This window comes from Flavobacterium resistens (assembly GCF_900182645.1).
Lineage (GTDB): Bacteria > Bacteroidota > Bacteroidia > Flavobacteriales > Flavobacteriaceae > Flavobacterium > Flavobacterium resistens.
Genome location: NZ_FXTA01000002.1, coordinates 711,586 through 726,596 on the forward strand (window position 1 = coordinate 711,586; position 15,011 = coordinate 726,596).

Below are 15,011 nucleotides of genomic sequence, written 5' to 3' on the forward strand. Positions count from 1 at the left end.
TTATGAAAACAATAAAATTTAAATATATATTCTGTGCGGTCGCTATGGCTGCAATAGGATCTTGTTCAGAAGATTTTGTAACAACTACTCCAAAGGGAAAATTAAATGCAGAAACGTATTACTCAAATGAGTCAGAAACTTATGCTGCATTAGTAGGAGTATATGATCCGATGAGAAAAAATACAGGTGGATTCGAAAACATTGTGGCAATGATGAATGCTGGTTCAGATGATTTCTGGGCAGGAGGAGGTAGTGCTACTGACGGTCAGGGTATTCAAAATTTCTCAAGCCATTCTCTTACAGCTCTTTTCATCCCAGCAAGTTTCTGGAATGATCATTATCAGGGTATTTACAGAGCAAATGTTTTATTGTCTAAGTTGCCAAGCGCTACAATGTCTGATGCTGTAAGAGCTAGATTTACAGCAGAAGCTAAATCGCTACGTGCACTGTATTATTTTAACTTGGTTAGAATGTTTAGAAATATTCCTCTAATCTTACAACCATTAACATCTTCAGATATTTACAGTCCAGAGCAGGCTAAACCAGAAGATGTATACGCTCAAATTGAAAAAGATTTAAGAGAAGCAATTCCGGTTTTACCTGGAACTGTTCCTGCTACTACAGAAGCTGGACGTATGACTAAAGGTGGTGCACAGGCTTTATTAGGAAAAGTATATCTATATGACGGTAAAAAGGCTGAAGCAGCTGCAGTTCTTGCAGAAGTAAATGGTACGCCAGGTGCTACTAACCAATATGGTAATAAGTTGTTAGCTAAATTCAGTGATTTATGGGTTGTTTCTAATAAATTCAATACAGAATCACTTATTGAGGTAAGCCACAGTAGTGCTGGTAACTCTGACTGGGGATTCTGGGGATCTGGAAGAGACGAAGGAAACTCATTGAACGTAATGGTAGGGCCAAGAAGTTATACAAGAGCAGCAAATTCTGATGCGCCAGACCTTCCTTCAGGATGGAGTTTTAGCGTTCCAACGCAAAAATTATATGATGCAATGAAAGATGATCCAAGATTTGCTGCAACTATCTTAGATGTAAAAGCGTTAAAAGCTGCTGGAAAAGCTGATTACATTGCTGCTAACCAGGATACGGGATATTTCTTGAACAAATTCTTGCCTAGAATGTCTGACGTTCGTACTGGTGGTGGAGCTGCAGAGTTAAACTACAAACAAGATTCATATATCATCAGACTTGCTGATACTTATTTATTGGAAGCTGAAGCGTTAGGCTCTGGACCAAGAGCACAAGCATTATTAGATGCAGTTAGAGCAAGAGTTGGATTAGCACCTGTTCCTGTAACATTAGCTGCTATCAAAAACGAAAGAAGAATGGAACTTGCTGGAGAAGGACACAGATTCTTTGACTTAGTAAGATGGGGTGATGCTGCTGCAGCTTTAGCTGACAGAGGTTTCAATGCTGGTACAGATGAAATTTTCCCAATACCTTTTGTGGAATTGACAGGTACTAAATTGAAACAAAATCCTAACTACCAATAAACCATTAACCAAAAATCAAAAAAAATGAACCTAAATATAAATTTAAAGAAAAATGTATTCCTAATGCTAGCAGTAGCATTAGGAACACTATCAAGCTGTGATGATGACGCTGGAAGCGGAAATGGTTTAACAGCATCTAGTGTTGATGCTTCATTTACTATTACTCCAGTTGCTGGTGCAGTAAATACTTATCTTATGACTGCACAGACTAAAGGTGTTATTGGTTCGAAATGGGACACAGGAGACGGTGCTTTGATTGGAAAAAATACTCAAGTTATTTCATTACCAGATGCAGGAGCTTATACGATAACACATACAGCAATTGGTGCTGGAGGAGCAACAGGGAAAGCATCTTTGCCACTTGTAGTTGCTACTTCTGATCCAGTTAAAGGTAATCTTGTAAAAGGAGGTAAATTTGAAACTACAGCTGATCAGGCACAATGGACAGTATGTAATCTTAGTGCAAATGGATCAGCTTTTTGGTCTTACGCTAACAAAAGCGCTACAATTCATTCACCTGGAGGATGGGCTCAAGAAGGAATTTATCAGGCAATTGATGTTGTTAAGGATAAAGAATACACAATTGACATGTTAGTTTCTTGCCCTAGCGGTTCTGATGAAACTTGGTTTGAAGTTTATGCAGGTAAATCAGTTCCTAAGTCTGGCGTAGAGTACAAAGACAATAAAGTTATGGGATTAAGCACGTGGGATGGTTGTGCAAAAGCAGCATTTTCAGGTTGGCTATCATCTGTAGGTTGTGTTAAAAATGATGCTACAGGGACAGTTAAAAATGTTGTTAAATTTGATACAACAGGAAAAATTTATCTTCTTATCAGATGTGGTGGTAATACGTTTACTAAAGACGGAATTACTGTAAGCAAAATAGAAATGAGAGGAAAATAATAAAGTTTAAGTTAAGTTTAAGTTTGGTTGTAAATAGCCCATAATCGTTATGAGTATGGGCTATTTTTTAAATCCTTCCTTAAGCTGTCAGAAAATGAGTTTCTGAGAACTTGTATTTAGAATTAATATAACAAGGAAAGAATGAAAAATAATAGTTTTAAGATTCTATGTTTTTTGTTTTCAGTGGCAGCTTTTGCCCAGCCCAAAGCAAAAAATGAATTTACAACCAACGGAAAAAAAGTAACCGTATATACTACAGCTGAGAATTCTAATTTAAGATTAACCTCTACTGATAATTTGACTTTTTCAGCATCAAAACAGCCTCTTGAAATAGAATCTTCAGTTTTTGTTGAGCCATCAAAAAAGTTCCAGACTTTTATGGGAATTGGTGGAGCTATCACAGATGCGAGTGCAGAAATTTTTGCTAAACTTTCAAAAGAGAAACAAGCTGAATTTTTAGATGCTTACTACGATAAACAAAAAGGAATTGGCTATTCTTTGCTAAGAACAACAATACAAAGTTCTGATTTTAGCAGTGGAAGCTATTCTTATATCGAAGAAGGCGATAAAGATTTAAAGACTTTTTCTATTGATCATGACAGACAATTTCGTATTCCGTTAATCAAACAAGCAATTGCAAAAGCAGGTGGAAAACTAACAACTTACCTTGCTCCATGGTCACCAAATGCTTTCATGAAAGACAACAAAAATGTTCTTAAAGGCGGAAAATTATTGCCTGAATATTATCAGACATGGGCAAATTTTTATGCAAAATTCATAAAAGCTTACGAGAAAGAGGGGATCCCAATTTGGGGAACTTCAACTCAAAATGAGCCAATGGCGGTCCAAACTTGGGAATCATGTATTTATACTGCTGAGGCGGAAAGAGATTTTATCAAAAATTTCCTTGGTCCAACTTTGAAAAAAGAAAAGCTAGGCAATGTAAAAATTATTGCATGGGATCACAATCGTGATTTGATGAATTACAGAGCCAATGTTATCTACTCTGATCCAGAAGCTTCAAAATATGTTTGGGGAATGGGTTTTCACTGGTACGAAAACTGGTCTGGAGGAGCATCAATGTTTGATAATGTTGGGAAAGTAAATGAAGCTTATCCAAACAAAGGTCTTTTGTTTACAGAAGGCTGTGTTGAAAAATTTGATGCCAAAAAATATCAGTTCTGGGGTAACGGCGAAAGATACGGTATTTCTATGATTAATGATTTTAATAACGGAACAGCCGGTTGGACTGACTGGAATATTCTTTTAGATCAAAATGGAGGTCCTAATCATGTTGGTAATTTTTGTTTCGCTCCAATCCATGCTGATACAACGACTGGTGAATTAATTTATACACCGTCTTATTATTACATCGGACATTTCTCAAAATTTATTCGCCTAAATGCGGTACGAGTTAGTACTGCAGTGAGCAGAAGTGCATTATTGAGCACTTCATTTTTAAACACTGATGGTACAATGGCAACAATTGTTATGAATCAGTCAGATAAAGAGATTACTTACAACTTAATTATAGCTGCTGAAAAGACTGTAGTTAAGATTCCTGCACACGCAATCCAAACGCTTGTATATTAATATTTTATTTGTAAATGATGAGGGTTGATTTGAATCATCCGTATCGACCCTCAATTTACTTTTTAATTAAATCATTTTTTTGAAAGTACAATGAAAGCCATAAGCAGCATTTTAATCGCCCCAATACTATTACTGCAATTTAGTTGTAATTCATCAAAAATTGCAGATGCTTCTGCGGTTTCTGGTTCCAAATCAAATAAAAAAATTCAGGTTTACACTACAGCCGAAAATACCGATTTGAAATTATCATTATCAAATAATTTCATTTCAAACAACACATCACAACAAACAACATCATCAGTATCTATTAATGTAAATGCTGAACAAACAGATCAGACTTTCCTCGGAATTGGTGGCGCAATTACAGACGCAAGTGCAGAAGTTTTTGCCAAATTATCTCCAAAAAAACAACAGGAATTTCTAAACGCTTATTACGATAAAACTAAAGGAATTGGCTACTCATTAGCCAGAACAAACATACATAGCTGTGATTTTAGTAGTGATAGCTACACTTATATTGCAGAAGGTGACAAAGACTTGAAAACCTTCAACATTGACCACGATCGAAAATACAGAATTCCACTTCTTAAAAAAGCAATCGAAACTGCCGGCGGGAAATTAACCTTATTTGTCAGTCCGTGGAGTCCCCCAGCTTTCATGAAAGACAATAACGATATTTTGCACGGCGGCGTTTTGTTGCCAGAATTTGCACAATCATGGGCAAATTACTATGTGAAATTTATTAGAGAATATGAAAAAGAAGGTATTCCGGTTTGGGGATTAACCATTCAAAATGAACCAGCGGCAAAACAAAGATGGGAATCTTGTATTTATACACCTGAAGCCGAAAGAGATTTCTTGAAAAATTTCCTTGGACCAACTTTACAAAAAGAAGGACTTGCTTCTAAAAATGTAATTATTTGGGATCACAATCGTGGCGAAATGCTCGAAAAAAGAGCTAACCTGGTTTTCTCTGATCCTGAAGTTTCAAAATTTGCATGGGGAATTGGTTTCCACTGGTATGAAACTTGGAGCGGCGGCCCACCAAGATTTGAATCTGTTGGTGAAGTTCACAAAGCTTTTCCAAATAAAGGACTTTTGTTTACTGAAGGCTGCGTCGAAAAATTTGATGCTTCAAGATTTCAGTTTTGGGGAAATGCAGAACGTTACGGACTTAATATGATTAATGATTTTAATAACGGAACTGTAGGCTGGACAGATTGGAATATTCTTTTAGATCAAAACGGAGGTCCAAATCATGTTGGTAATTTCTGTTTTGCACCAATTCACGCCGATGTTACAAAAGATGAATTAATCTATACGCCAATGTATTATTACATTGGACATTTCTCAAAATTCATTCACGCAAATGCCAAACGCATAACTCAGACCATTAGTGATAAAACCCTTTTGAGTACGTCGTTTAAAAATACTGACGGAAAAATTGCCACTATTGTTATGAATCAATCCGATAAAGATGTTGTTTATAATTTAACTAACGGCACTTTAAAAACTACTATTACTATTCCGGCACACGCTATACAAACGATTGTTTACTAGCCGTCTATTAACTAAAAAACTATAAAAATGAATCTTAATTTTAAAACCACTATAAAAGCATTATTTTTTGCTTTAGCAGTATTTTCTCAGGTAAAATGTTCATCTTCAAACGATGCAACTGATCCACCACCTGTAACTCCTCCAGTTGTAACTCCTCCTGTGACAGTTACAAATGACGTAGATTTCTGGTTGACAAAAGGAGATCAGAGTGTTCTTTTAGCCAAACAAGCAACAACGTTAGGCTTTGGAACAACAGTAAATACTAATGCCAATATCGAAGTTAATGCTTCCCAAAAATACCAAACAATAGATGGTTTCGGTTATACTTTAACAGGTGGAAGCGCTGACATGATTAATCAATTGACTGCAGCTAAAAAAAGTGCTCTTTTACAGGAATTATTTGGTTCTGGCGAAGGCTCAATAGGCATAAGTTACCTAAGAATAAGTATTGGAGCATCAGATTTGAATGCAACTCCTTTTACTTACGACGATCTTCCAACAGGAGATACAGATTTAACACTTGCAAAATTTAGTTTAGATAAAGACAAAGCGGGTGTAATTGCTCTTTTGAAAGAAATCCTGGCTATCAATCCGAAGATTTTGATTTTGGCAACACCTTGGTCAGCTCCAGTTTGGATGAAAGATGTAGATAGTTTTAAAGGAGGAAAATTACAAACAAAATACTACGATGTTTATGCAAAATATTTTGTAAAATATATTCAGCAAATGAAAGCTGAAGGAATTACAATTGATGCCGTAACACCTCAAAACGAACCTTTGCATGACGGAAATAATCCGAGTATGTATATGTCTGCGGCAGATCAGGCTATTTTTATTAAAAACAACTTAGGTCCAGCTTTTAAAGCAGCAAATCTTAATGTAAAAATTATTGCTTACGATCACAATTGTGATAATCCAAATTATCCAAAAGCAATTTTGGCTGACGCCGATGCTTTTCCTTTCGTAGACGGTTCAGCATTCCATTTATATGCTGGAGATATTAGTGCGTTAACGAATGTTTACAGTTCTTATCCAACTAAAAATGTGTATTTCACAGAACAATGGACATCTTCTGAAGGAAGTTTTAGTGGCGATTTAAAATGGCATGTTCGTAATGTAATTATCGGTTCAATGCGTAATTACAGTAGAAATGCACTAGAATGGAATTTAGCTAATGATGGTGGTTATAGACCTCATACGGATGGAGGATGCAGCATGTGTAAAGGTGCTTTAACGATAAATTCGAGTGAGAGCATTCAACGTAATGTTGCTTATTACATTATTGCCCACGCTTCAAAATTTGTTCCGGCTGGTTCTGTTAGAATTGCAAGTAATAACAGTGGAAATCTTCAAACTGCTGCTTTCATTACGCCATCTGGATCAAAAGTTTTAATTGTTGAAAATGATGGAACAACTAATGAAATTTTCAATATCAAATTCAATGATAAATGGGTTACATCGTCTCTAGATGCTGGAGCAGTTGGAACTTATACTTGGAAATAATCAAAAGAAAATAAAATCAATTTTCAAATGAAAAAAATAATTATAGCATTCCTGTTTTTGGTTTCAATCGCTTCTTTCGGACAAGGCTTTTTACATAGAGACGGACAGAATATTGTTGACGGAAACGGCAAAAATATAATCTTAAGAGGTCTTGGTTTAGGAGGCTGGATGGTTCAGGAAGGATATATGTTGCAGACACAGCCATTTGCTAGTCCGCAATATCAAATCAAACAAAAAATTCAGGACGTTGTTGGAGAACAAGGAACTAAGGAATTTTATGCCGTCTACAAAGCAAACGGAATCACAAAAAGAGATATTGATTCATTGGCGAAATGGGGATTCAATTCAATTCGTCTTCCAATGCATTATAATCTTTATACGCCATCAATTCAGGAAGAAAAAAATGGTGAAATAACTTGGATTGAAGAGGGTTTCACAATGACCGACAATCTATTGAAATGGTGTGCCGAAAATAAAATGTATTTGATTTTAGATTTGCACGCCGCACCTGGAGGTCAGGGAAATGACGCCGCAATTTCGGATTATGATACTACAAAACCATCACTTTGGAACAGCGAAGCCAATCAGAAAAAAATGATTGCTTTATGGAAAAAGTTAGCTTCTCGTTATAGAGACAATCAATGGATTGGTGCGTATGATATTATCAACGAACCAAACTGGAATTTTACCGGAACCAATAAAAATGGCTGTGATGAAAATTCAAACGGACCATTGCGAGATTTGATGGTTGCAGTAACAAAAGCCATTCGCGAAGTAGATCCAAACCATATGGTAATTATCGAAGGAAATTGCTGGGGTAATAATTATAACGGAATTTTTCCTTTGTGGGATGATAATATGGCGTTGAGTTTCCACAAATATTGGAATTATACGACTCAAGGTTCTATCCAAAAAATGCTGGATTACAGAAAAGAATATAATGTGCCAATTTGGATGGGAGAAAGTGGAGAAAACTCAAATGTGTGGTTTAAAGATGCTTTGACTTTAGTAGAAAACAACAACATTGGATGGGCATTTTGGCCAATGAAAAAAATAGAAAATATTGCGGGAGTAACTTCGGTAACAAAAATTCCTGAATATGATGTTTTATTAAAATATTGGAAAGATGGCGGACAAAAACCGAGTCCGGAATTTGCAAAAAGAGCCTTAATGAAAATGGCCGAAAATTACAAAATGGAAAACGTAACGGTTAAGCCAGATGTAATTGATGCAATGTTCAGACAAGTACAAACAAATGATACAAAACCATATAAAAAACATGTAATTCCTGGGAAAATTGCTGCAACGCAATATGATCTTGGAACAAATGGATACGCTTATTCAGATAAAGATTTTATAAACTACAGAGTTGAAACCGGAAAATTTGACGATTGGAATAAAGGAAATACCATGCGAAATGATGGTGTAGATATTTTGCCATGCAAGGATTCTGGATCAAATGGTTATCAGGTTTCTTTTATTGAAGATGGTGAATGGGTGCAATTTACTTCTGAAGTCAAAAAACAAAATAGTTATAAAGTAGCGATTCGTTATTCAAGCGAAAAAGCAGAAGGAAAACTTCATTTTGAAACTGCAAACGGAAAAAAATCAGAATCAATTGTGCTTCCTGCAACCGGAGGAAACGACAAATGGAAAACAGTTGTATTAACTGGAGTTCAATTAGAGGCTGGAACAAATAAAATAAAAGCAGTTTTTGAAAAAGGAGGCTTCAATTTGAATTATTTGGATTTTTCGGAAGGAAAAAAATAAGCTAAAAAACTAACTAAATAACCAAAACCAATGAAACTAAATACTTTAATAAAAAAAGCAAGCTTTTTAATAGCCTTGTTATTCGTCTGTCAGTCTTGCAGTAGCGGTAATGATGGCGGAGGCGATGCGCCTGTTGTAACTGGTCCGTCAAATCTTTCTGTTCAGGTGGACGTAGTTGGAAAAACAGCTGAAAAGCCTAATGGCGACGGAAGCGGAAAGGTAAAACTTACCATTTCAGCATCAAATGCTACATCTTATAAGGTAGTGATTGATAGTCAGTTAAAAGAAATTTCAACTGGTGATTTTACTTATGAATTTACAGCTTCCGGAACTAAAACATACCCAATTATTGTTTCAGCCTATAACGGATCGCAGTTTGTAAGCACAACAACTTCTGTAAATGTTTTTGTTGCAAGAAAAATACTTTGGGCAGATGAGTTTGATGTAGACGGAGCTCCTAATAGCGCTAAATGGGGTTATAATACAGGAACCGGTGACGGTTGGGGAAATAATGAATTAGAATATTATACTACTCGTCCTGAAAATGTAATTATCTCAAACGGAACGCTAAAAATCAAAGCAATAAAAGAAGAGTATATGGGAAGTCATTACACCTCTACAAGAATGCTTACAAAAGGAAAGTTTTCATTTAAATATGGTCGTGCCGAAGTTCGTGCAAAATTGCCGGTGGGCGGAGGAACCTGGCCAGCTTTCTGGATGCTTGGTGACAATATTGATACGGCGCCATGGCCAGCTTGCGGTGAGGTTGATATTTTAGAATCAGTTGGAAATAATCCAAATGTAAATCATTCTTCTTTGCATTCGCCTGGACGTTCTGGAAATACGCCTGATACGGCTACTACGACAGTTCCAAATTCAGCAACAGAATTTCACGTTTATGCAGCAGAATGGAGTGCAGAAAGCATCAAGTTTTATGTAGATGATAATTTGTTTTACACTTACGCAAACAGCAGCTCGACGCCATTTAATGCCAACTTTTTCTTGATTTTGAATTTAGCTATGGGCGGAAACTTTGGAGGAAAAGTTGACCCTAATTTTACTAGCGCAACTTTCGAAGTTGATTACGTAAGAGTATACAATTAACATAAATTTTTTTCTGTAAAGCTTCGGAAACATTAGCTTTACAGATTAAAATTTTTTAAATATGAAAAAGATAATTAAAGTTTGTGTAGCGGTATTCCTGCTTTTTGCTGGTAATTCATTTTACGGTCAAAACCTAAAAATTATGACCTACAATATTCGTTTGGACGTTGCTTCAGATGGAGAAAATGCCTGGCCAAATCGAAAAGATTATTTCGCGTCGCAAATACAATTTTATAGTCCTGATATTTTTGGGGTTCAGGAAGCAACTCCAAATCAGGTAATTGATATTGCATCTGCTTTGCCAAAATATAACAAATTTGGAATTGGAAGAGAAGAAGGAGGACTAGGCGAAGCATGTACTATTTATTATAAAAAAGACAGTTTTCAAGTTCAGGAATCCAATACATTTTGGTTGTCAGAAACACCAAATGTAGTTTCCAGAGGTTGGGATGCAGCCTGTAATAGAATTTGTACGTATGGTCTTTTTAAAGATTTAAAAACTAAAAAAATATTCTATGTTTTTAATCTGCATCTGGATCATATGGGCGAAGTAGCAAGAATGAAAGGTGTTGAACTTGTTTTGTCAAAAATTCAAGCAATAAACACTAAAAAATATCCTGTTTTTTTAATGGGAGATTTTAATTCGGAACCAAACACAAAGCAAATTTCCGAAATAAAAAAAGTTATGGATGACACGAAAGCTGTTTCAATAGAAAAACCTTTCGGACCATCAGGAACATTCAATGATTTTAAACACGACAAACCTGTAACATTATTGCTTGATTACATTTTTGTTTCAAAAAATAGCGGATTTAAGATTTATAAACACGCAGTTTTAAGTGATTCTAAAGATTTAAAATATCCATCGGATCATTTACCTGTTTTAATAGAAATAGATTAAAATGAAAAACATCAACAAAAAACTCCAAATTTTACTTTTACTGCCTTTAATCGCAGTTCAAATAAAATGCGGTTCTTCAAAAAGCACAGCTTCCAATTCTGGAAAAGCTGAATCTTGGATTACAACTACAGATGAATCATCAAAATTGAAAAAACAGCCAGATTTGGTTTTTAATTCTGATGTAAATTCAAATCAAACTATCACTGTTGACGCTTCTCAAAAATTTCAAACCATTGAAGGTTTTGGATTTTCTTTAACTGGAGGAAGCGCTCAGACGATTTTGAAATTGGATAAAGCAAAAAGAGAAGCATTGCTTCAAGAACTTTTTTCCAGAAAAAATGATGCTGTAGGTATAAGTTATTTAAGAATCAGTATTGGTGCTTCAGATTTGAATGAAGTAGTTTTTTCGTATGATGATATGCCAGAAGGACAAACAGATTTGAAATTGGAACATTTTAATCTTGGTCCAGATTTAAAAGATGTGGTTCCGGTTTTAAAAGAGATTTTAGCTATAAATCCGAAAATCAAAATTATGGGCTCGCCTTGGTCGCCACCCGTTTGGATGAAAGATAACGGAAGCTCAAAAGGTGGAAGTTTACAGCCAAAATACTATCAGGTGTATGCTGAATATTTTGTGAAATATATTCAGGCAATGAAAGCACAAGGAATTGTAATCGATGCAATTACACCTCAAAACGAACCGTTACACCCAGGAAATAATCCGAGTATGTTGATGTTGGCTGAACAACAAGCAGATTTTATTGGAAATAATCTAGGGCCAGCTTTTAAAGCAGCGGGAATTAAAACTAAAATTATTGTTTACGATCACAATTGCAACAAACCAGAATATCCTTTGACTATTTTAAAAGATACAAAAGCAAATCCTTTTGTGACTGGTTCTGCGTTTCACTTGTACGAAGGTGATATCAGTGCTTTAACAACAGTACACAATGCATTTCCAGACAAAGATTTATACTTTACAGAACAATACACAGGATCAAAAAGCAGTTTTGAAAATGATTTGAAATGGGGTGTGAAAAATGTTGTTATTGGTTCAATGAGAAACTGGAGTAAAATTGCGCTTTCATGGGGATTGGCAAATGATGAATATTATAAGCCATTTACTCCAGGAGGTTGTTCAACTTGTAAAGGGGCTTTGATGATTGACCAAAACCAGAATATTAAACGAGAAGTAGGTTATTACTTAATTGGTCACGCTTCAAAATTTGTTCCTGAAGGATCAGTAAGAATTGGAAGTAATATTGCCGGTAATTTACACAACGTTGCTTTCAAAACTCCGTCGGGACAAATTGTTCTAATTGTAGAAAATGATGGAACTTCAGCAGAAACATTCAATATCAAATACAATCAAAAACAAATTTCAACTACTTTAAACGAAGGTGCTGTAGCAACTTACGTTTGGTAATCAAAATTAAATTCATGAAGAAATTAACCACATTTGCCTTGCTGATGGCTACGTTTTTTGCGACAGCACAACAGCAGACAATAGATCAAAAAGTGAATGATCTGTTGAAGAAAATGACTATTGAAGAAAAAATTGGCCAGCTGAATCAATACACAGGCGATAATCAGGCAACAGGACCAATTACGATAAATCCGAATAAACAATCTGAAATTAAACAAGGTTTAATTGGTTCGATGCTGAATATCATCGGAACAAAATATACCAGACAATATCAGGAACTAGCGATGCAATCTCGCCTTAAAATTCCATTGTTATTTGGTCAGGATGTTATTCATGGTTACAAAACAACATTCCCAATTCCGTTAGCTGAAGCAGCGAGTTGGGATTTAGCAGCAATTGAATTAGCGGCAAGAGTTGCGGCGACAGAGGCTGCAGCAAGTGGAATTCACTGGACATTTGCGCCAATGGTTGATATTGGCCGCGATCCAAGATGGGGAAGAGTTATGGAAGGTGCCGGAGAAGATACGTACTTAGGTTCTAAAATCGCTTATGCACGTGTAAAAGGTTTTCAAGGAAATAAATTAGGCGATTTAAACTCTGTTATGGCTTGCGTAAAACATTTTGCGGCTTATGGCGCAGGTGTTGGCGGAAGAGATTATAACTCAGTTGATATGAGTGAAAGAATGTTGTTGGAGACGTATTTACCTCCTTTTAAATCGGCTTTAGATGCTGGTGCGGCAACGTTTATGAATTCATTTAATGATTTAAACGGAATTCCAGCAACGGGGAATGCACATTTGCAACGCGATATTTTAAAAGGAAAATGGAATTTTCAAGGTTTCGTAGTTTCAGACTGGGGATCAATTGGAGAAATGGTAGCACACGGTTATTCAAAAGATCTTAAAGAAGCTGCTTATTCTGCAATTACCGCAGGAAGTGATATGGATATGGAAAGTAATGCATACCGTAAAAATTTAGCAGAGTTAGTAAAAGAAGGAAGAGTTTCTGTTGACTTAATTGACGATGCAGTAAAACGTATTTTACGCAAGAAATTTGAATTAGGTTTATTTGATGATCCTTATAAATATTCTGATGATAAAAGAGCAGAGAAAGTTTTAGCAAATCCGGAGAACAGAAAAGCTGCACTTGAAGTAGCACAAAAAAGTATTGTTTTATTAAAGAATGAAAACCAGACTTTACCGCTTTCCAAAAACTTAAAAACTATTGCATTCATTGGACCAATGGTAAAAGAATACAAAGCTAATATGGGATTTTGGTCTGTAGAACTTCCAGATGTTGATTATGACAAATGGGTTGTATCGCAATGGGATGGTTTACAAAATAAAGTAGGAAAAAACACCAAATTGCTTTATGCTAAAGGTTGTGAAGTAGATGGCGATAATAAAGATGGTTTTGCTGAAGCGGTTGCAACTGCAAAACAAGCTGATGTTGTTATTTTGAGTATTGGTGAAAGACGTGACATGAGCGGTGAAGCAAAGAGCCGAAGCGATTTGCACTTGCCAGGTGTTCAGGAAGATTTAGTAAAAGCGATTCAGGCTACAGGAAAACCGGTTGTTGTATTAGTAAATGCAGGACGTCCTCTTATTTTTAACTGGACAGCAGACAACGTTCCGGCAATTGTATATACTTGGTGGTTAGGAACAGAAGCAGGAAATGCAATCGCAAATGTTTTATTTGGAGATTACAATCCGTCAGGAAAATTGCCTATGACTTTCCCAAGAGAAGTTGGTCAAATTCCAATTTACTACAATCATTTCAGTACTGGAAGACCAGCTAAAAATGAAGATTCAAAAAATTATGTTTCAGCTTATATTGATTTGAAAAACTCACCTAAATTCCCATTTGGATACGGTTTGAGTTATACAAAATTCGATTATTCAGGTTTGAAATTATCTTCAGCAAAAATCAAAAGTAATGAAACAATTAAAGTTTCTTTCCAATTATCAAATGTTGGAAAAGTAGCGGGTGAAGAAGTTGTTCAATTGTATTTGAAAGATAAATTTGGTTCTGTTGTTCGCCCAGTTTTAGAATTAAGAGATTTCCAAAAAGTGAAATTAAATGCAGGAGAATCTAAAACAATTGAATTTACAATTGATAAAGAAAAATTATCATTCTACAATAATAAATTAGAATGGGGTGCTGAGCCAGGAGATTTCGAAGTAATGATTGGAGCTTCGTCAGCAGATATAAAACTTAGAGCAGACTTTGAATTAGTACAATAGTAGAAGTCAATTTTAAATTGGCGTTATGGATTTTATAAAAGGTTTTGAATTATTTCAAAACAGTATTTATAAAATCCATAGCGCCAATTCCTTTATATGATGCGTACAATGCTTTATCAAAAGCTTCGCGTTTTGCTTTTTTGTCTTTAGCTTCAGTTTCGACAATCATTTGATTGAAAATTTTTTCCTGTTGCTGGCTGTATTTTATTGATTCTTCCAATAAATAAGTTTTCGAAACAAATCCGAAAGAAGTCCAGATTTTAGTTCGTATTTTTTTGTTTATATCTTTTAATGGATTAGTGCTCATATCTCTCACGCTGATTTACTGAATCACAAAACAATTGTAATAATTTACTTTCTTTTATCTTAAAATAATAACAAATTTATTTAAATGTGTTATTATGACGCAATGTACTTATTTTTTTTATATTTGATTTTAATTTTAAGTTAAAATTGTGACACACACACTTATTTAACAACTGCCAAATTGTTTTGTT

At 35.2% G+C, this 15,011-nt stretch carries 11 protein-coding genes; 10 read left to right on the plus strand and 1 reads right to left on the minus strand.

Features of this window, described 5'->3' with window-relative positions:
- Nucleotides 1–2: 2 nt before the first annotated feature.
- The 10 genes from FN795_RS09115 to FN795_RS09160 all read left to right on the plus strand — a co-directional run bounded on the left by FN795_RS09115 (nucleotide 3) and on the right by FN795_RS09160 (nucleotide 14,514).
- Nucleotides 3–1,511 carry a RagB/SusD family nutrient uptake outer membrane protein gene (locus tag FN795_RS09115; protein WP_142450320.1) on the plus strand — a complete coding sequence of 503 codons (1,509 nt, stop codon included), beginning with the start codon at nucleotides 3–5 and terminating at the stop codon, nucleotides 1,509–1,511.
- Nucleotides 1,512–1,535: 24 nt separating this feature from the next.
- Nucleotides 1,536–2,414, plus strand: a complete 879-nt coding sequence (locus FN795_RS09120) for a hypothetical protein (RefSeq protein ID WP_142450321.1) — start codon at nucleotides 1,536–1,538, stop codon at nucleotides 2,412–2,414.
- 141 nt (nucleotides 2,415–2,555) lie between these two features.
- Nucleotides 2,556–4,007, plus strand: a complete 1,452-nt coding sequence (locus FN795_RS09125; RefSeq protein WP_142450322.1) for a glycoside hydrolase family 30 protein — start codon at nucleotides 2,556–2,558, stop codon at nucleotides 4,005–4,007.
- Nucleotides 4,008–4,097: 90 nt separating this feature from the next.
- Entirely contained in the window at nucleotides 4,098–5,567 is a 1,470-nt protein-coding gene (locus FN795_RS09130) for a glycoside hydrolase family 30 protein (RefSeq protein ID WP_142450323.1), read from the plus strand.
- A 27-nt stretch (nucleotides 5,568–5,594) separates the two neighbouring features.
- The gene (locus FN795_RS09135; RefSeq protein ID WP_142450324.1) at nucleotides 5,595–7,070 is read left to right on the plus strand and encodes a glycoside hydrolase family 30 protein; all 1,476 of its coding nucleotides are present in this window, start codon (nucleotides 5,595–5,597) and stop codon (nucleotides 7,068–7,070) included.
- A 27-nt stretch (nucleotides 7,071–7,097) separates the two neighbouring features.
- Entirely contained in the window at nucleotides 7,098–8,840 is a 1,743-nt protein-coding gene (locus FN795_RS09140) for a cellulase family glycosylhydrolase (RefSeq protein ID WP_142450325.1), read from the plus strand.
- Nucleotides 8,841–8,870: 30 nt separating this feature from the next.
- Nucleotides 8,871–9,944, plus strand: a complete 1,074-nt coding sequence (locus tag FN795_RS09145) for a glycoside hydrolase family 16 protein (protein WP_142450326.1) — start codon at nucleotides 8,871–8,873, stop codon at nucleotides 9,942–9,944.
- Between the two features lie 61 nt (nucleotides 9,945–10,005).
- Nucleotides 10,006–10,845 carry an endonuclease/exonuclease/phosphatase family protein gene (locus tag FN795_RS09150; protein ID WP_142450327.1) on the plus strand — a complete coding sequence of 280 codons (840 nt, stop codon included), beginning with the start codon at nucleotides 10,006–10,008 and terminating at the stop codon, nucleotides 10,843–10,845.
- Between the two features lies 1 nt (nucleotide 10,846).
- Nucleotides 10,847–12,271: a glycoside hydrolase family 30 protein gene (locus tag FN795_RS09155; protein WP_142450328.1), complete on the plus strand. Its 1,425-nt coding sequence runs from the start codon at nucleotides 10,847–10,849 to the stop codon at nucleotides 12,269–12,271.
- A 14-nt stretch (nucleotides 12,272–12,285) separates the two neighbouring features.
- Nucleotides 12,286–14,514 carry a glycoside hydrolase family 3 N-terminal domain-containing protein gene (locus FN795_RS09160; protein WP_035646784.1) on the plus strand — a complete coding sequence of 743 codons (2,229 nt, stop codon included), beginning with the start codon at nucleotides 12,286–12,288 and terminating at the stop codon, nucleotides 14,512–14,514.
- Between the two features lie 49 nt (nucleotides 14,515–14,563).
- Here FN795_RS09160 and FN795_RS09165 read toward each other — a convergent pair whose 3' ends face one another.
- Entirely contained in the window at nucleotides 14,564–14,821 is a 258-nt protein-coding gene (locus FN795_RS09165) for a hypothetical protein (protein ID WP_142450329.1), read from the minus strand.
- Nucleotides 14,822–15,011: the final 190 nt, after the last annotated feature.